Origin of the sequence: Candidatus Thiodictyon syntrophicum, assembly GCF_002813775.1 — a bacterium.
Lineage (GTDB): Bacteria > Pseudomonadota > Gammaproteobacteria > Chromatiales > Chromatiaceae > Thiodictyon > Thiodictyon syntrophicum.
Window position 1 is genome coordinate 4939148 of sequence record NZ_CP020370.1, and the last position, 18422, is coordinate 4957569.

At 63.8% G+C, this 18422-nt stretch carries 14 protein-coding genes and 1 tRNA gene; 4 read left to right on the forward strand and 11 right to left on the reverse strand.

Annotated elements, in window-relative coordinates; all coding sequences use genetic code 11:
- Nucleotides 1-12: 12 nt before the first annotated feature.
- Genes THSYN_RS20885 through THSYN_RS20900 form a run of 4 tightly spaced genes read left to right on the forward strand, consistent with a single transcriptional unit; the run spans nucleotide 13 to nucleotide 4997 of the window.
- The gene (locus THSYN_RS20885) at nucleotides 13-2787 is read left to right on the forward strand and encodes a sensor histidine kinase (RefSeq protein ID WP_100922523.1); all 2775 of its coding nucleotides are present in this window, start codon (nucleotides 13-15) and stop codon (nucleotides 2785-2787) included.
- 46 nt (nucleotides 2788-2833) lie between these two features.
- Nucleotides 2834-3229: a response regulator transcription factor gene (locus tag THSYN_RS20890; protein ID WP_100920827.1), complete on the forward strand. Its 396-nt coding sequence runs from the start codon at nucleotides 2834-2836 to the stop codon at nucleotides 3227-3229.
- 3 nt (nucleotides 3230-3232) lie between these two features.
- Nucleotides 3233-4729: a DUF294 nucleotidyltransferase-like domain-containing protein gene (locus THSYN_RS20895; RefSeq protein WP_100920828.1), complete on the forward strand. Its 1497-nt coding sequence runs from the start codon at nucleotides 3233-3235 to the stop codon at nucleotides 4727-4729.
- A gap of 28 nt (nucleotides 4730-4757) precedes the next feature.
- Nucleotides 4758-4997: a DUF1289 domain-containing protein gene (locus THSYN_RS20900; RefSeq protein WP_100920829.1), complete on the forward strand. Its 240-nt coding sequence runs from the start codon at nucleotides 4758-4760 to the stop codon at nucleotides 4995-4997.
- A 177-nt stretch (nucleotides 4998-5174) separates the two neighbouring features.
- On the opposite strand, the gene THSYN_RS20905 is transcribed toward THSYN_RS20900, so the two are convergent.
- The 11 genes from THSYN_RS20905 to THSYN_RS20960 all read right to left on the reverse strand — a co-directional run bounded on the left by THSYN_RS20905 (nucleotide 5175) and on the right by THSYN_RS20960 (nucleotide 18367).
- On the reverse strand, nucleotides 5175-5720 hold the full coding sequence (locus THSYN_RS20905; protein WP_100922524.1) for a M48 metallopeptidase family protein: 546 nt from the start codon (nucleotides 5718-5720) through the stop codon (nucleotides 5175-5177).
- Between the two features lie 5 nt (nucleotides 5721-5725).
- A complete protein-coding gene (locus THSYN_RS20910; RefSeq protein WP_100920830.1) occupies nucleotides 5726-6487 on the reverse strand; it encodes a M48 family metallopeptidase in 762 nt (253 codons plus the stop codon).
- On the reverse strand, nucleotides 6487-9609 hold the full coding sequence (locus THSYN_RS20915) for a type I restriction endonuclease subunit R (protein ID WP_100920831.1): 3123 nt from the start codon (nucleotides 9607-9609) through the stop codon (nucleotides 6487-6489). Before THSYN_RS20915 ends, THSYN_RS20910 begins: the two co-directional genes overlap by 1 nt.
- Nucleotides 9606-10592, reverse strand: a complete 987-nt coding sequence (locus THSYN_RS20920; protein WP_100920832.1) for a nucleotidyl transferase AbiEii/AbiGii toxin family protein — start codon at nucleotides 10590-10592, stop codon at nucleotides 9606-9608. The genes THSYN_RS20915 and THSYN_RS20920 overlap by 4 nt, the downstream gene beginning before the upstream one ends.
- Nucleotides 10592-11200: a DUF6088 family protein gene (locus tag THSYN_RS20925; RefSeq protein ID WP_100920833.1), complete on the reverse strand. Its 609-nt coding sequence runs from the start codon at nucleotides 11198-11200 to the stop codon at nucleotides 10592-10594. The genes THSYN_RS20920 and THSYN_RS20925 overlap by 1 nt, the downstream gene beginning before the upstream one ends.
- A 178-nt stretch (nucleotides 11201-11378) precedes the next feature.
- Nucleotides 11379-11876: a UPF0175 family protein gene (locus tag THSYN_RS36075; RefSeq protein WP_236848637.1), complete on the reverse strand. Its 498-nt coding sequence runs from the start codon at nucleotides 11874-11876 to the stop codon at nucleotides 11379-11381.
- Nucleotides 11877-12675: 799 nt separating this feature from the next.
- Nucleotides 12676-13263 (reverse strand): AAA family ATPase, encoded by a 588-nt coding sequence (locus tag THSYN_RS20940; protein ID WP_100920835.1) that lies wholly within the window; start codon nucleotides 13261-13263, stop codon nucleotides 12676-12678.
- Entirely contained in the window at nucleotides 13260-14444 is a 1185-nt protein-coding gene (locus THSYN_RS20945; RefSeq protein WP_100920836.1) for a restriction endonuclease subunit S, read from the reverse strand. Before THSYN_RS20945 ends, THSYN_RS20940 begins: the two co-directional genes overlap by 4 nt.
- A complete protein-coding gene (locus THSYN_RS20950) occupies nucleotides 14441-15583 on the reverse strand; it encodes a PDDEXK nuclease domain-containing protein (protein ID WP_100920837.1) in 1143 nt (380 codons plus the stop codon). The genes THSYN_RS20945 and THSYN_RS20950 overlap by 4 nt, the downstream gene beginning before the upstream one ends.
- Nucleotides 15580-17988, reverse strand: a complete 2409-nt coding sequence (locus THSYN_RS20955; RefSeq protein ID WP_100920838.1) for a type I restriction-modification system subunit M — start codon at nucleotides 17986-17988, stop codon at nucleotides 15580-15582. The genes THSYN_RS20950 and THSYN_RS20955 overlap by 4 nt, the downstream gene beginning before the upstream one ends.
- 303 nt (nucleotides 17989-18291) lie before the next feature.
- A tRNA-Ile gene (locus THSYN_RS20960) sits at nucleotides 18292-18367 on the reverse strand.
- Nucleotides 18368-18422: the final 55 nt, after the last annotated feature.

The window sequence follows — 18422 nt, forward strand, 5'->3', positions numbered from 1 at the left end:
GGTGAGGCGCTCGTGATCACCGGGCCGCTCATCATCGGCGTCGCCTGCGTCTATCTGGGCCTGCTCTTCGCGCTCGCCTTTTGGGCCGACCGGCGGGCCGACCAGGGCCGCTCGGTGATCGGCAATCCGACCGTCTACGCCCTCTCGCTCGCCGTCTACTGTACCGCCTGGACCTTCTACGGCAGCGTCGGGCGCGCCACCGGCGCGGGCCTGGGCTTCCTCGCCATCTATGTGGGTCCGACCCTGATCGCGCTCCTGTGGGGCTCGGTGCTGGTGAAGATGGTGCGGGTGAGCAAGGCGGAGCGCATCACCTCGATTGCGGACTTCATCGCCTCGCGCTACGGCATGAGCCAGTTGCTCGGCGGCCTGGTGACGGTCATCGCGGTGTTCGGGGTGGTGCCCTATATCGCGCTGCAGCTCAAGGCCATCGCCTGGAGCTTTACCATCCTGGTGCACTACCCCCAGGTGCGGATGCCCCAGGCCCAAGACCTGCCCTTTTGGCAGGACACCGGCTTCATCGTCGCCCTGCTGCTCGCCGCCTTCACCATCCTCTTCGGCACCCGCCACCTGGACGCCAGCGAGCGCCACGAGGGGATGGTGGCAGCGGTGGCCTTCGAGTCCATCGTCAAGCTCGTCGCCTTCATGGCGGTGGGGCTCTGGGTGACCCTGGGGCTCCTGGGTTTCGACGGGACCCTCGGCGCCCCGCTGCTGCCCCCGGCCGGCGGCGACCCGCACCTGGCCCCGCTGCTGGACCCGGCGATCCGCTCACCCACTGACTGGTTCGCCATCTCGCTCCTGGCCGCGCTGGCGGTGATGCTGCTGCCGCGCCAGTTCCAGGTGGCGGTGGTGGAGAACAGCGACGAGCGCCAGATCCGGCGGGCGATCTGGCTCTTTCCGCTCTATCTGTTCCTGATCAACCTGTTCGTGATCCCGATCGCGATGGCCGGGCTCCTGGTTTTCCCTGACGGCCAGGTGGACCCGGACACCTTCGTCCTCACCCTGCCGATGGCCTTCGGCCACCCGTGGCTCGCGTTGGCGGTCTTCATCGGCGGACTTTCGGCGGCCACCGGAATGGTGATCGTGGAGGTCATTGCCCTGACCACCATGGTCAGCAACGACCTGGTGCTGCCGGTGCTGCTGCGCCGCTGGCACCAGCGCCCCGAGAGCATGGACCTGGGCCGCCTGCTGCTCATCATCCGCCGCGCCGCCATCCTGCTCATCCTGATGCTCGGCTGGCTCTATTACCGGCTGGCGGGGGAGGCCTATGCCCTGGTGGGCATCGGGCTCATCAGCTTCGCCGCGGTCGCCCAGTTCGCGCCGGTGGTCTTCGCCGCGCTCTACTGGCGCGGCGGCACCCGGGAGGGCGCCCTGGCCGGACTCTCGGCCGGCTTCCTGGTGTGGCTCTACACCCTGCTGCTGCCCTCCTTCGCCCGCTCTGGCTGGCTGCCGTCCGCGTTCATCGAGTCCGGGGCCTTCGGTATCGACATCCTCAAGCCCCAGAGTCTCTTCGGGCTCGCCCACTGGAACGAGGTGACCCACTGCCTGTTCTGGAGTCTGTCCGCCAACATCGGCGCCTTCCTGGTGGTCTCCTCGCTGCGCGCGCCCAACGCGGTAGAGGCCACCCAGGCGAGCGCCTATGTGGACGCACTCAAGCACGGCCGGCGCACCAGCCTGCCCCTGTGGCGCGGCAGTGCCGAGGTCGCGGAACTGCGCACCCTGGCCGAGCGCTTCCTGGGGACCGAGCGCACCCGGCGCGCCTTCAGCGGTTATGCCGCCTCACGCGGGATCACGACCCCGGAGAGCCTCCCGGCGGACGCCCAGACGGTCGATTTCGCCGAGACCCTGCTATCGGGGGCCATCGGCGGGGCCTCCGCCCGGGTCATGGTCGCCGCCGTGACCGAGGAGGAGGCCCTGGGGGTCGACGAGGTCCTGGACATCCTGGACGAGGCCTCCCAGGTCCGCGCCTACAGCCTGGAACTGGAACAGAAGTCCCGGGAACTGGAGGCGGCCAGCGCGGAGCTGCGCGCCGCCAACGAGCGGCTCCAGGAGTTGGATCGGCTCAAGGACGACTTCATGTCCTCCGTCACCCACGAGTTGCGCACCCCGCTGGCCGCGATCCGCGCCTTCTCCGAGATCCTGTTCGACGACCCGGAGATCGAGGTCGGCGAGCGCAAGCGCTTCCTCGGCATCCTGGTGAGCGAGACCGAACGCCTCTCGCGACTGGTCAATCAGGTCCTGGATCTCGCCAAGATCGAATCGGGCCACGCCGACTGGCTGATCGAGCCGGTCGATCTGCGGGAGGTGATCGAGCAATCGGTGGCCGCGACCGGTCAGTTGATCCAGGGGCGCGGGGCGCAAGTCGCCGTCGCCTTCGAGGTCGACGGGGACCCGCCGCCCGCGCCCCTGGTCCTGGCCGACCGGGACCGGCTGGTGCAGGTCCTGGTCAACCTGCTCTCCAACGCCGCCAAGTTCGTCCCGCCGGCGGGCGGACTGGTGCAGGTGCGACTGCGGCGGCGGGGAGACTGGCTGCGGGTATGCGTCGCGGACAACGGGCGCGGCATCCCGGCGGCGGACCTGGAGTTGGTGTTCGAGAAGTTTCGCCAGGCCGCCGACGGCGGCGAGAAGCCCGTCGGCACCGGTCTCGGGCTGCCCATCAGCCGCCAGATCGTGGAGAATTTCGGCGGCCGGATCTGGGCCGAGGCCGGCACGCCCGCGGGTGCTACCCTATGCTTCGAGCTGCCCGCACTCGCTGACACCGCCGCCCGGCACGGCGAAGAAGAACAATGAACCCGTGCACCACGCGAATGAACGCGAATCAGAGTGAGAGTCCACCATGAGCCACCATGTCCTGATCGTCGATGACGAACCCAACATCGTCATCTCACTGGAATTTCTCTTGAAACGGGAGGGCTTCACGGTCACCGTGGCACGCGACGGCGAGGAGGGCCTGGCCGCCATCCGCGCCGCGCGCCCGGATCTCGTGATACTGGACGTGATGATGCCCAAGCTCGACGGCTACGCGGTCCTGCAGGCGGTCCGGGGGGACCCGCAACTGGCCGCCACCCGCATCCTGATGCTCACCGCCAAGGGGCGCGAGGCCGAGCAGAAGAAGGGCCTGCTGCTCGGGGCCGATGCCTACATGCCCAAGCCCTTCTCCACCCACGATCTGATCGCCAATGTGCGCAGGCTGTTGAGTGCCGACGCCGCGACCGCGCCGACCGGAAACTGAGCCATGAGCGACACCAACGACTTTTCGCCCACTCAGGGCCTGGACGAGTCCCAACTCAACATGGGCATGGAGCAGACCGGGGGTGCGGATCAGGCGCTCCTGCGCACGCTGGCCCGCCGCCGCCCGCCGGTGGTCCCGCCCGAGGCGACGCTGCGCGACACCCTCTACCAGATCAGCCAGCGCCAGGAGGACGCGGCGGTGATCGCCGACCCGGCCACCGGCCTGCCGCTGGGGCTCGTCACCCTGCGCGAGATGTTGCACGTCATCAGCTTCGAGGGGGGCGGACTCGACGACCCGGTGGCCGCCCACATGATCGGCGCACCGCTGACCATCGCCGCGGACTCCCCCGCCCACCGGGCCAAGGTCCTGATGACCAGGCGCGGGGCCAAACACCTGCTGCTCATCGAAGGCGACGGGCGGCTCTTCGGCCTGGTCGGCCAGGCGGACCTGCTGGGGCTGCGCGCCGGCGGGGCCGAGGCCCTGATCGAGTCCATCGGCACTGCCCGCGACCTGCCCGCCATGACCCTGGCCGCGGATCAGGTGCGCAAACGCGGCGCCGAGCTGTTCCGCTCCGGCATGGGAGTGGAGGCGCTGTGTCAGTGGGTCTCCGGGCTCCATGACCTGATCGCCATGCGGGTCATCGAGATCATGGAGGACGAGGTCGACCTCCCGGCCGTCCCCTGGTGCTGGCTGGTCTTCGGCTCCGAGGGCCGGCTGGAACAGACCTTCGCCACCGACCAGGACAACGGGCTCATCTTCGTCCCGCCGGAGCCCGCCGCCACCGAGAGCCTGCGCGCCGCCTTCCTGCCCTTCGCCCAGGCGGTCAACCAGGCCCTGCACCACTGCGGGTTCGAGCGCTGTCGCGGCAACATCATGGCCGGCAACCCGAGCTGGTGCCTGAGCGAAGGGGAGTGGCGGCGGCGCTTCGCCGACTGGCTGGCCGAGCCCGACCCCCAGGCCGTGCTCAACGGCGCCATCTTCTTCGATTTCCGCCCGCTCTACGGCAGCTTCGAGGCCGCCGACCGGCTGCGCGCCTGGCTGCTGGCGCAGACCGGCAGCGAGGTCCGCTTCCTGCACCACCTGGCGCAACAGGCCGTCAACGTCCCGCCCCCGGTCGGCTGGGCCGGCCAATTCAGCTACGACCGCAACCGCGACTTCCCCCACACCATCGACCTCAAGCTCCAGGGCGCCCGCCTCTTTGTCGACCCGGCCCGCGTCTGGGCGCTCAAGCACGGTGTCTGGGCGACCAACACCGCCGAGCGCCTGCGCGCCGTCGGCGCCTGCCTGGGACGCGGCAGCGCCGACACCGCGGTCGAGATCGAGGCCTTTCATCTCATCCAACGCTTCCGCATCAACCAACAGCTCCAGACCACCGACCTGGACGCCGTCAACCGCGTCGACCCGGACGACCTCAATGAACTGCATCGCCTGATGCTCAAAGAGGCCTTCAAGCAGGCCAAGAAGATGCAGGCCCGGCTGCGCCAGCAGTTCTTGTCGTAACCCAGACTCCGACCCCGGCCGGCACACCATGAGTGACCCGCAACCCCGCGGCCAGCCGCGCGCCGTGGTCAGTTCCCCATGCATCGACGTCTGCCGGCTGGACCCCGCCGCCGGCCTGTGTCTGGGCTGCTTTCGCACGCTCGATGAAATCGCCGCCTGGAGCGGCGCCGCCGATGACCTGCGGCTGCACATCCTGGCCGCCGCGGCCCGTCGCCGCGAGGAACAGGACCCCTGGCAGGGCGATCTGCGTTGTGACTGCGACCACTGATGGACTTTCCGAAAATTGCCGGACCAGCGTAATCATCGCACTCTGAATTCAGGTCTTACCGCGATCATCGGCGACTGGTACCGCACGCTGGAACTGCTCGGACCATTGACCGCACCACGACCGTAGGGTGCGCCGTGCGCACCATGGCGCCAACCGAAACCTGGCCGCAGCGATCTCTCAGGCGCGACCCGCGTCCGCCGCCCCGGCGAGGCCCGGTCGCGGTACGGACCACAGCGTCGCGCCGCCCGCCTCCAGGTGGCACAGGTAGGCCCGCAGGTCGAATTCGTACTGACCGTAGTTCGGCTCCAGGTGCGCACAGAGCTGGTAGAAGGCCCGGTCGTGCTCGCGCTCCTTCAGGTGAGCGAGTTCGTGCACGACGATCATGCGTAAAAACTCCGTCGGCAGGTCGCGGAACAGGCCGGCGATACGTATTTCCCGTTTGGCCTTGAGCCTCGTGCCCTGTACCCGCGAGATCGTGGTGTGGGTCCCGAGCGCGTGCCGAACCACATGCAGCCGGTTGTCGTAACTCACCCGCGACAGCGGATCCGCCTTGCGCATGAAGGCCGCCTTGAGTTCGCCGACATAGGCGTACAGCGCCGCATCGGTGCGAACCGCGTGCACCGTCGGATACCGCTTTACCAGCAGCGGGGCGAGTTGGCCCCCGTCCATGAGTCGGCGCACCTGGGCGACCAGCGGCGCGGGATAGGCTGAGAGGTATTTCATCGTCGTCATCGCGGCGGCCGCGGCCCGGGTGCGCGCCGTGCCGCCCGCGGACGGGACCCCCACGCCTCATGGGCCAGCGGCAGGCCGTTCAACAGCGCCCGGTACTGCGCCCACTGCGGCAGGTGGTCGTCCAGCAGCGTCTTGAACCGCTCATTGTGATGCCGCTCCAGCAGGTGCGCCAACTCGTGGGCCACGATATATTCAAGGCACTGCACCGGCTTCTTGGCCAGTTCGGCGTTGAGCCGGATCGCACCTGAGTCGGGATTGCAGCTACCCCACCGCGTCTTCATGCGCTGGATGAAAACCCTTCCCACCTGCACCCCGAGGATGGCTTCCCACCGGGTGATCAGCCCCGTCGCGGCCTCCTTGAGCTGCCGGCGATACCACGCGGCAATGATGGCCTGCCGCTTCTCCTCGCTGGTCCCGGGCCGGACCCGCAGCACCAGGGAGCGGGGAGTGAGCACCACGGTCGGGGCGGCGTCCTCCTCGATCACCTTGAGCAGGTAGCGTGTGCCCCAGAGGAAGTGACTCTCGCGGTCGAGGAACTCGCGCGGCGTCTCGCGCGCCTGCTCGCGCAGCCGGCGCTGTTGCTGCTTGATCCAGGCGAGCCTGGAGACGGCGAAGATGCGCAGGGTGTCCAGGTCCATGCGCGCCGGCGCGGCAATTCGGACCTTGCCGTCCGGCGGATAGACACTGAGATGGATGTTCTTGATGTCCTTGAAGACGACCTCCACCGCAATGTCGCCCAGGTGAAACTCGGCCGCCATCAGTATTCGGTCTGCGCCTTGATGATCAGAAACATCCGCTCGACCTCGGCCGCGTCCTGCAACACGCCGTAGAGCGCCGCCTTGATGACCAACTCACGGGCCTGAACACCCCGCCAGCCATCGGGGCGGACCGTCCTGACGACCGCATCGATCTTGAGCGCCAGGTCCAGGGCCGCACCACCGGAGGCGACGTAGACCTCTGGCTCTTCGTCGATGGTCGTAGCAGCGGCCGGTCCTCTGCTTGCCGGCTTCAGGTTGTTGTAGAGGGCGCGCTTGCCGGGGGTATCCAGCGCCGCGGGCGTATCCTGCGGCTGGCCGGCGGCCACCCGCTGCGCCAGCTCGGCGATGCGCTCCAGGTACTCCTCATACTCCATCGCCTGCGCCTTGCGCCGCTCGATGATCTCCTGCAACTGCGCCGACATGGTCGCGTAGAAGGCCGGGTCGGTCAGGTGTTCCTGGATGATCTTGCGGCGGACGTTGTTCTCGATGGTCTCCGCGATGGCGTTCTTATTGCCCTTCATGCGGCCGAGCCGCGTGGCGATGGCCTCGGCGATCCCGGTCTTCACGATCAGATCCAAAAGGCCAAGCTGGTCGAACGGCGAGATGGTCCGCGGCTCGTCGGCCTCGATGTAGGTGTCGATCAGGTGGCGCATGTCGGCCTCGTACGGCTTGAGGTCGAGGCTCTCGCCGCTGGCCTTGCGAATCAGCTCGCGGAGGTTCAGATAGTAGTCGAGGCTGCGCTTGACACGGGCGCTGTCGGTCGCTCCGTAGCCCGCGGCCTCCAGTTCGTCGGCGATGTTGGCGTAGGCGCGCACCAGGGCGACGGTCGCTTTGTAGAGCGCGACCCGCTGCGGCTCGCGTTCCTCGAGGGCCGTCGGGACCTCGGTGTTACCGCAGAAGTAGTGGATGTGCTCCAGCTCGCCCTTGGGGGGCTGCACCGGCTCGCACAGCAGCGCCAGGGCCTCGAGCGCAACGTCCAGGCGCTCCCTACCCTTCTTGAGCCGGTCCTGCAGCAGCACCTCGGGGTCCGACCCGCCCGCGCTATGGTCCAGCTCGGAGGTATAGACCGCGATAGCGTTCTCCAGCTTCTTGAAGAGGTCCTTGTAGTCGACGATGTAGCCGAATGCCTTGTCGTCGCCATCGAGCCGGTTGGTGCGGCAGATCGCCTGGAACAGGGCGTGGTCCTGCATGGACTTGTCGATGTAGAGCCAGGTGCAGGGCGGCGCGTCGAAGCCGGTGAGGAGCTTATCCACCACCACCAGCAGCTTCATTGTGGCCGGCTCCCTCGTGAACAGCGCCTTGGCCCAGGCCTCATAGGTCTCGGTCTTCGTCATGCCCGGCTTGGCGTCGACGACCTTCAGCAGGTCGGTGTAGGTGTTGTAGATGAACTGCCGGTCGGTCTCGGTGTTGGCGCCGGTCTCCTCCTTGGTCACGTCCTGCGCCTGCGGGTTGTAGGAGGTGACCACCGCGCATCGGCCCTTGAGCGGCGTCTTCGCAAAGAGGGTGAAATACTTGCACGCCTCATAGATGCTGGAGGCGACCAGGATGGCGTTGCCGCGCTCGCTCGCCAGGCGCGGCTTCACGCTGAAGTCGAAGAGGATGTCGTTCACCACGCGGTCCATGCGTGACTTGGAGCTGAGTACGCTCTGCATGGTCACCCACTGCCGTTTCAGCTCCTCCTTCTGCCAGTCATTCAGGCCCTTCGTCTTGGCCGCGAACCAGGCATCGATCTTGTCCTTGGAGCCGAGCCGCTGGTCGATGTCCCGCGCCTCGTAGATGAGGTCGAGGACGACGGCGTCCGCCACCGCCTCGCTGAACTTGTAGGTATGGATATAGCCGCCGAACACCTCCAGGCTGGTCGCCTTGTCCTTCTTGAGCAGCGGCGTGCCGGTGAAACCAATGAACACCGCGTTGGGCATCATCGCCTTCATCACCCGGTTCAGCTTGCCGCTCTGGGTACGGTGGCACTCGTCCACGAAGACGAAGACCTCGCCCACCGTGTGGCTCGGCCGACCTTCCAGGTCCGCGATGAAGGCGTCGAAGTCATCGACATCCCGGCGGCCGAACTTGTGGATCAGGGAGCACAATAGCCGCGGCTTGGCCTGGGCGAGCTGGTGCATCAGGTCACGCCCGCTGCTGGTGCGGTAGATGGTCTCGCCGGCCTCGGTGAAGACGCCCTCGATCTGGCTGTCCAGCTCGTCGCGGTCGGTGATGATGACTACACGGGCGTTGGGGAGGTTCTCCAGTATCCAGCGGGCAAGCAGCACCATGACGATGCTCTTGCCGCTGCCCTGGGTATGCCAGATGATGCCTCCCATCATCTCGCGCACGTACCGCTGGGCCGCCGCGATGCCGAAATACTGGTGCACGCGGGGCAGCTTCTTGATGCCGCCGTCGAACAGCACGAAGTCGTGCATCAACTCGATCAGGCGGTGCTTGTCGCACAGTTTGAGCAGGTACTTGTCGAGCTTGAAGCGGCTGTCGTCGGCCTCGTCCTCTTTCCACTGGAGGAAATAGGTCTCCGGCGTGCCGATGGCACCGTATTTCAGCCCCTCCGAGTCGTTGCCGGCAAAGACGAACTGCACCGTGCTGTAGAACCAGGCATTGAACTCCGGCTGCTGATTCGAGAGGCCTTGCCGGATGCCTTCGCCAATGGACACCCGGCTGTTCTTCAGCTCCAGGGTCCCGATGGCGATGCCGTTTACATAGATCACGCCGTCCGGCCGCCGCTCCTGGTTGCCTTTGAGCGTCACCTCCTCGGCGATGGCGAAGTCGTTCTTCTCGGGCGCGTGCCAATCGATGAGGTGGACGGTCTCAGTGACCTTGCCGGCCTCCGTCTTCACCGGCACGCCGTAGCGCAGCAGCTTGTAGACCGCCTGGTTGTTGCCGTAGAGGGTGCGGTTGGGGTTGCCCGCCTCGGTCCGCAACTGGTGCAGGGCCACGGCGATCTGGGCCTGCGTGTAGCCGCTCTTGGCCAGCCAGGCCGAGAGCAGACCCTCCTCGATGTTGCTGTTGCCGGCGCGCTCGGTCCAGTCGCCCAGGTGGCGATAGCCCAGTTCGTCGCGGAACAGGGCGATGACGCGGTCCTGGGTGGCGCGTTCGGGTTGGCCGATGTTGCTCATGTCGCGGTCCGATTGATTTCTTCTTGGAGGCCGTGCAGGATAGTCAAGATGTCAGCGAACGCGGGCCTGTCGCCAAAAATCATTTCCGCCATTGCCCGATAATCCGCCTCGACTGTGGCGCGAACTGTCCCCGAGGGCACCAACCGAAGACTGCCCGGTTTGGCCAACTCATAGCGTGCCCAACCACGAGGATAGAAGCGCTGCTTAAATGCCACCACACTGGCCAAGAGCTCGGTATCAGCCAGTGCCAGCGCCTTGACGGGCGCCCCGGCCATCTTGGCGAGGTCGTAATAGTGGCGCGAGTAGCGCGGTGGTTGCGGACTTCCCTCTGGGCGATACGCCTCATGATGCAGGATTGTCGCCTTCTCCCAGAAAGTTCGCTCCGCCTTGATCACCCGGACTGAAGACTCTCTCCGCTCGAATACTGTGGGGAACATCTCAGCGGCATAGCAGCCAATCTTTCGGTCCTCATGAGGCAGCCAGGAGGCCAGCGGCCCTATTTCCAGCCGCACCTCGGGGCGTAGATACGCGGCAGAAAAAGCGGCAGGATAATTAACCGCGATCACATGAGGATCATGGGCGTCCACTTGACAGGTGCAAACTCCATCCATTGCCGCAGCGACCAGCTCCAAGAACGGGCCGCCGATATAGGTCAGGGCCGCCACATCGATCGCATCGTTCAGTTTTGCCTGCTTCGACTTGGAGCGAACGGCCAACGGGTCTTCCCCATTCAATACTCGCCAATCGAGAATCAGGTCAATATCTTCCGAGAATCGCTCGATCAATCGGTAGACTTTAGAAAGGCTGGTGCCGCCCTTGAACATCAGCAGACGGGCAAGTTTCGGCTCTCGAAACAGCCGGTCGAGTATCCAGGTTACCCAAAAGTCCTTTTCTGCCACTGCTGGGGTCATACCCATTTTGGCCGCTGTCTCGGAAAAGAGGTCGCGACGCTGATCAGGGGGAAACCGAGCAACCTTATCCATCAATCATGCTCCGCGCATACCTGCTTGATGACCTGATAAATCCAGCCAGTCACTGTTCGGGTATCCTTGAGGATACGCTCGCAGTTTACCGTGACCAGCCGCTGACGCAGCGTCTCAATGACTGCCGGATCGACCCGATTTTTGCCCAAGGCCTTAAGCGACTGTACCAACAAGCCGCTCTCCCGATATTTGAAACCGGCGTCTTTCAACACCGATCTCCTGAAGACCAGCGCTTGGTTACCGATCTCATATTGGCGGCTCGGACCATCCGAAAGATAGACCCAGCGCCCCGGGATTTGGGTAGAAAGCCCCAGCAGATTTAGGGCTGCATCACCGGACGGCTGGATGCGCCAGTTGAACTTGCGCGCTAACGCCTGAGCCACCGCATCGATATCCGGACTCAGGTTCTGCCCGAGCAGTTCGCTGTAGCGGGGATAGTCATAGACACCGTGACAGACGCGTCGGATCTTGCCCGCCCGGGTCAGGCTGGAGAGTGCCTGATGGATGTTGGTTTCACCGAACTCCGATACAAAATCAGTCTTTGTGAACGCCCACCCCCTTCCGCGCCCAGAAATTCTAGAAAGAATTTTTTGATCAATCGGTTGCATTTTTATTAAGGGGCATAAATTTCAGGAAAAGTTAATATTTTTTCTGAAAAAACTGTGCCGTAGTGGCGGCGCGGCGCTACCGCCAACCGTCACCTTGGGAACGCGAGTATCACGCATGGCGGGCCGACTCGGCTGGACCGCCCGGTGGTCCGTCGGGAATCGTGTTCGCAAACGAATTTCATGGCAATTTAGCGACATCCGCAAGAATCTCGCCCATCTTATCGTCTCTATAATCGAAAATGGCTTCGTTCTCCAGCTTCATTCGCTCGATAAAATCCAACTTGTTGTAGCCGGCCAGCTCCGCCGCTTTGCCCAGTGAAAGTCTATCTTTCCGATACCACATCAATGCTGACAGAAAACGAACGTCCTGCGTGAACTCCTCGGCGTTTTCTTTCAATGAAAGTAAAATATCGTCATTGACGGAAAACGAAATATTCACGGCTTTCCGCTGGATCAAAGATTGATCGCCCGATTCGGCCACGTCATCTGGTGACCGATCCGGTTCGCTGCGCGGCTGATCACAGTCCGACGGCGCATCGGGGCCGATGCACACAGGCCGATCACCGCGCCATACCACCGCATAGTGACCCAGCCGGCGTTTGCGCTCCAAGGTCTCGGCCACGACCTTGCGCAACGCGTCCAACATTTGCTGGCTGTCCCGATCAGGTGCGCTCATGTCATTCACTGGTACCCAATTGGAAACGCGGGCTTTCTCGTTCCCACGCTCCAGCGTGGGAATGCCGTCTTGGACGCTCCAGCGTCCCGCGTCATCACGCGACGCTGGAGCGTCGCAGACTTGCTCCCACGCTGGAGCGTGGGAGCGAGCACAACAGCATTTTCACGCTGCCATCGCCTTTTCCTTCTCGTTCCCACGCTCCAGCGTGGGAATGCCGTCTGGCCGCTCCAGCGGCCCGTAACGAGGCGGGACGCTGGAGCGTCCGGACTTGCTCCCACGCTGGAGCGTGGGAGCCAGAGTAAGATAAGAATTCTCTCACAAAGGCACAAAGCCACAAAGAAGAATAGGAATGATCACGCCAAGGCGCCAAGCTCACCAAGGAAGACCGCAGGAGCGTCACTGCCATTAGGTTAAGGCGCGCTCGCCGACCGCGGGGCTCCGCTTGGACTCCAGGCGCTTGGGCTGCTGCCGGGCGGGACGGGGCATGCGCCCCGTCCCTAACGTTTATTCCGTGGCTGGTCCGCCGCGCAGGTCCGCAAGCCCGCAGAAAACCTTGCGGACGGGGCGAATGCCCCGTCCGGCCAGGTGCAACAGTCACCTCAGGGGTCGAACCGAGTCGGAGTCGTGGGTTGTCCTGGGCCGTCAGGCTCTCGCCGCGGCGGCGTTTCTCCAATAAACTCCGGCTGACCATTCCGCCATACCACCGCATACTGCCCCAACCGCCGTTTGCGCTCCAAGGTCTCGGCCACGGCCGCGCGCAATGCGTCCAACATCTGCTGGCTGTCGCGATCAGGTGCACTCATATCATTGCCTCCTTCGATAACGTCTCGAGCCAATCAGGCAGGAAGACCTGGCGTTGCTCGCCGGCTTGCTGAAAGACCAGTTCCGGCGACTCACCGGTATTCAAGAAGCAGCGCGTACGAGTCACTCCGGGAGCATAAACATAGAGAAGATGGTGAAGGCTCCTTGGAAACCGCCGACTGATCGCGTCCAACGGAACCGAGTGTCCGCCATGTGCGACCCGTTCCGCCACCCTCAAGACCGACATTTCGGCGCTGGGTAGCGCCAGATAAACCAACTCGACGCGCCAACCATCCCGCAACAACCGCTGAACCAGGCGCAGATAGCCGCGTCCGGAGAGGGTCGTCTCGAATCCGAAGGTTGCCCGGCGTTCGATATGCTGTTGCATCTGTCTCAGAAACAAGCGGCTGGCCGCCATCAGGCCAGCCTCCGGGTCGAGGGGCGAGAGACCAGCCGCGATCAGGTCGGCATTCACAAAGACGCGACAACCCGCAATCGCGGGAAGATACTTGAGGGCAAAGGTGGTCTTACCTGCACCGTTCGGCCCGGCGATGATCCAGCAGGTTGGCTGACCCTCGCCGCTCATACCAGGCGAGTCCTGCCGGTGAGCAGTTCTTGCATCATGCCCTGTTTGAGGTTGCAAGCCTTGGCGAGCTTGTCTTCCAGTGCAGTGATCTCGGCGTCAATGTCTGAGAGGATGGCGGCGATGGCGGTTTGTTCGGCCAGGGGTGGAAACGTGCCTTGAATGTCTGCCAAGGCGGCAGCACCAATATGAACAACCGCATCCCCCTGACCTCGGCTCGCCTTCTGCTGGTTGATTGGCGCGGTGTTCAAGTAGTAACCGAGAAACAGTGGATCGGCGTCTTCGCTTCGGAGTATGACTATGTCCCCACCTGCATAAGCCTCCACATCATCGACCAAGGCCACACACTTGCCGATTTCATCCTTGGTCTCGCCAGACCCCGCAAATAGGATATCTCCTTGCTTTAGGAGCGTTGCAGTCGATGCAACGTCGCGCGAAATCCATGAGTGGAACATCCGGATATAGTCGTTATGTTGCGTATAGATCTCACCGTATCGCACGCAGGCCAAACTGCCGCTGATCGATTGCTCCCTGGTGACTCCTTTTCCTTTCACGAAAACACCCAGGCGCCCTAACCGCTTCGCCTCCCACTCTCCGCTGAAGCCCGGCAGACGTGTGATACCGGTGAGCAATTGCTGCACCGAGCCTTGCTTGAGTTGTCGTTTCTTGGTGAGGAGTTGCTCCAGGGATTCGATTAAGGCATCCGCGTCGCTCAACGCCCCGGCGATGGCTTCTTGTTCGGCTTTCGTCGCTGGAATCGCTACCCTGTAGCCAGACAGGTTATTTCGGTTTAGCGTTGGTACAGATGTCGCTGCGTCTAGACGCTCAAGATGAAAATGCTGGAGAACAAGAGCAACGAAAGCCGGATCATTTCCCCTGAAATCCTTGACCCATAGCGTGGTGTCGTGAGGCCAAAACGGCTCGTTGATCAAGAATACTTTCCCTAACAATCCTTTTCTTCCGGTAACAACCCCCGGGGGATTGATCATCGCTTTGTTGTGATAATAAGAAATGCCGGATGAGGAATAGACGGGAACGGTTCCCGGCACTCGCGTTATTTCGGTAATGTCAAAACCTCTCTGTAGAGTACAGAGTTGCAGCATATCGATTACTTGCCAATCCTGCGGAATCACCCCCACCTCGGCCTGCTTATACCCCTTCGGGATCTGAGTGCCGTCTTTCATTTACCGCTCTCCATTTTCCACTCCCCACTCCCAGCCAACTCCGCCTCAATCTTCTCCAATTCCGCCTTCAACTCCTCCTTGGATGGCAGATAGAGCTGGTACTTGGTGGCGAAGATGTTGGCATCCTTGGGCAGGGTGAGTTCGACCAGCGCGTCCTGCTTGCGGTGGCAGAGCAGTATGCCGATGGTCGGTAGCTCCTCATCCAGCTTGACGTGGCGGTCGAAGTAGTTGACGTACATCTGCATCTGCCCCAGGTCCTGATGGGTGAGCTTGCCGCGTTTGAGGTCGATGAGGACATAGCAGCGCAGCAGGCGGTTGTAGAAGACGAGGTCGACATAGTAGTGGTCGTTGTCGAAGGTAAAACGCCGCTGCCGAGCCTCGAAAAGGAAGCCCTTGCCAAGTTCCAGGAGGAAGGTCTCCAGCTTGTCGATGATGGCGGATTCCAGGTCCTGCTCGCTGTAGGCGGGCCGCTCCTCCAGTCCCAGGAACTCCAACACCAGCGGATTCTTGATGAGGTCCGCGGCCTTCTCGACCACGAGCCCCTGCTCGGCCAGCTTGCGGACCTCGTCTTTGTCACGGCTCAGTGCCAGGCGCTCATAGAGCGAGCTGGCAATCTGACGCTCCAGTTCCCGCACACCCCAGTTCCCGGCCAGGGCCTCGATCTCGTAGAAGCGGCGCTCGTCGGGGTTGCCGATGCTCAAGAGGGCGATGTAGTGCGACCAGCCGAGGGCAAACCGCTTGAGCAAGGCGTCGACCGGAAGGCCGGACGGCGGCGGGCCGGGGTTGGCTTCCAACAGGTCAGACGGCGTCTGACCGGTTTGGGGGGGCGGCAAAAGGTCAGACGCTGTCTGACCAATCCCCTTGTAGCTGAGATAGAAGGTGCGGCATTGCTTGAGGTTGGTCGAGGAGCAACCGCTTACCCCCTGGCCGCGGAGGCATTCGGACAGCGATGCGATCAATCGGCGGCCGTACTCGGCGCGATCGGAGCCGCTCTGTTCATACTCCACGATATGGCGGCCAATCAGCCAGTTGCGCACCACCAGGAAGAGGTTGACCGTCCTGGCCGCCTGTTGCTGCAACTGCTCATGGGTTTGCCGACAGAGCCTGACCAGGGCGCGGAAATCGAACGGATCGCTCATAGTGCAAACCCCATCCGCTCCAGGTGCCGGTCCACCCTGGCCTCCAACTCGGCCACGCGGGCGGCCATCTGGGGTTTTGGGGTCTCATAGCGCTCGGCCAGTTCCTTCACGCGCCGCGTGAGTTGCTGGCTGACGCGGTCCATCTCACCGTGGATGGCGGCGGCGAGCGCGGCGAGCCACTTGTCGTCCACGACCAGAGACTTGATCTCGTCCCCGGTGAGCTTGGGATAGTGCTGATAGGCCGAGACATCGAGGCCGGACTCGGCATCCTTCAGTCGCTTCTTGAGGTCAGCCTCTTCGCCGTTGAACTTGAGCCAATCATCGAGTACGGCCGCCTCGTCCTTGGCCTCCTTATCATTCTTGATCTCCCTTAGGCGGGCGGCAACGTTGATCTTGTTGACCTTGTCCAACTCGGCAAAGGCACCCTCCTCCCCGCCGTTCTCTTCCTCCAACTCGGCGAGCCTCGCGCCGACGGCCTCCAATTCGGCGGCGAGCCGGTCGATGGCCGCCTGTTCCTTGGCGTAGTAGCGGGCGACGATCAGGGCCTTGGGGATCAGGTCGCAGGTCCAGCCCTTGTCTCTGTGCTTGCCCTTTTTGTCGGTCTCGATGACACGGTAGGTCTCGGCCTTCCAGCCGTCGGCGGCGATCAGATACAGGTCGTCCTGCATGGTCTCGGCCCAGTAGTCCATCAGGTACTGGTAGATGTGGTAAGGATCGATGAGCGGCTTGTCCTGGTAGTGGGCCAGCAGGCCCTCGGACAGCCGGACGATGACCTCCTTCGGGTGACAGCCGGCCGCGAGGACCTTGAGCGCGGCGGCGCTCTGCCCCTGCCAGGCGGCAAAATGGGCCTGCATCCCAATGATGAAGGCGGCGAACTCGGGGTGCTCGTAGATGGCGGTCTTGATGGCCGCCTTGTTCTCGATCAGATGGGGGGCCAGATCCAGATAACCTGGCCGGTTGGGCCTGAACAGGGTCTGCCGCAGTTGCGGGCAGACGGCCCAATAGGGCGCCAGGGCATCGAGATCGGCGGCGGGGATGCCGCCCTGCAGGTGGCCGGCGATGTCCTGCACGTCCTCAGGCGTCTGGCTGTCGATATAGCGCGGCAGGTTCAGGTTGAAGTCGTTGCGCTCGATCTCATCGACACCGACCAGTCGCGCGTAGCGGGGCACTTCGAGCCGGCGGGTGAAGCAGTCCACGATCTTGTGGATATCCTGGGCGCGCAGCCGATTCTTGGGTCCGTCCTTCATGAAGCCGGCGCTGGCGTCGATCATGAAAATGCCCTTGCGCGCCTGGGCGTCCTTCTTGTCGATGACGACGATGCAGGCGGGGATGCCGGTGCCATAGAAGAGGTTGGCGGGCAGGCCGATGAGCCCGGCGATGTAGCCCCGGCGCACCAGGTTGCGGCGTATCTCGGACTCGGCGTTGCCGCGGAACAGCACGCCGTGCGGCAGGATGCAGGCCCCGGTGCCGGTGGCCTTGAGCGAGCGGACGATGTGCAGCAGGTAGGCGTAGTCGCCCTGCTTGGCCGGTGGTACGCCGAAGTGCTTGAAGCGATCGAATGGGTCCTGGAGCGGGTTGAGCCCGGTCGCCCAGCGCTTGTCGCTGAAGGGGATATTGGCGGCGATATAGTCGAAGGTCTTGAGGTAGTCGCCGGCCAGGTATTTGGGGTCGGTCAGGGTGTTGCCCTGCATGATCAGCGCGGTGGGGTTGTTGTGCAGGATCATGTTCATGCGGGCCAGGCCGCTGGTTGCGGCATCCTTCTCCTGGTCATAGAGTGTGACCGGGGTGCGCGCCGCGTCGGCGATCTTGAGCAGCAGTGAGCCGGAGCCGCAGGTGGGGTCGTAGACGGTGGTGTCGGCGCTGGTCTGCGCCTCGCGGATGCCGAGGATCTGGGCGACGACCCGGCTGACCTCGGCGGGGGTGTAGAACTGGCCCTTGCTCTTGCCGCTCTCGGTGGCGAAGTGCCGCATCAGGTATTCGTAGGCGTCGCCCAGGATGTCGTCGCCGTCGGCGCGGTTCTTGGAGAAGTCGAGCGCCTTATTCTCGAAGATGCTGATGAGGTTGGTGAGCCGCTCCACCAGCTCCCTACCAGAGCCGAGCTTGGAGGCGTCGTTGAAGTCCGGCAGGTCGGACAGCCGGTTGGCGTTCGCCAGCGGGGCGATGATCCGCTTGTTGATCTGGTCGCCGAGGTCGGGCCTGCCCTTGAGTGCGACCATGTCCTTGAAGCTCGCGCCCGCGGGGATGGTGATCGGGGCGAACGGCAGATCGGCGTACTTGTCGCTGACGTATTTGATGAACAGCAGGACCAGGACGTAGTCCTTGTACTGACTGGCGTCCATACCGCCGCGCAGCTCGTCGCAACTGGACCAGAGGGAGGAGTAGAGTTCGGACTTCTTCAGGGCCATGGACAGGTTTCTTGTAGGTGGGCGCAGGCAGCCTGAGACGGTGGCGACTGGCCCGGAGCGCCGAGACGGGGCGGGCAGGCTCCCGGGCGGTGCACCTGAACCGGGTAGGCCAATGATACGCCGAAGCCCCGACACCCTGCGCCCGTCCACCTTGACCCAGCGCGGCGCGGTCGCCAGGGTCCATCACCAAGCAACCCCCAAGAGCGCGTGCGCGCAAGTGGACCAGAAATGGACCGGAAGCCGCAACCGGCGGGCATAAAAAATCCCCGCGTCGGCTGAAACGCGAGGATCTTCATGTTCTTATGGTGGGCCGTCTAGGATTTGAACCTAGGACCAAGGGATTATGAGTCCCCTGCTCTAACCGCTGAGCTAACGGCCCGAATCGATGTTGTGAGCGATGCGCGCCGGGGCGGGGCGGGACGCCCCGGCTCCTT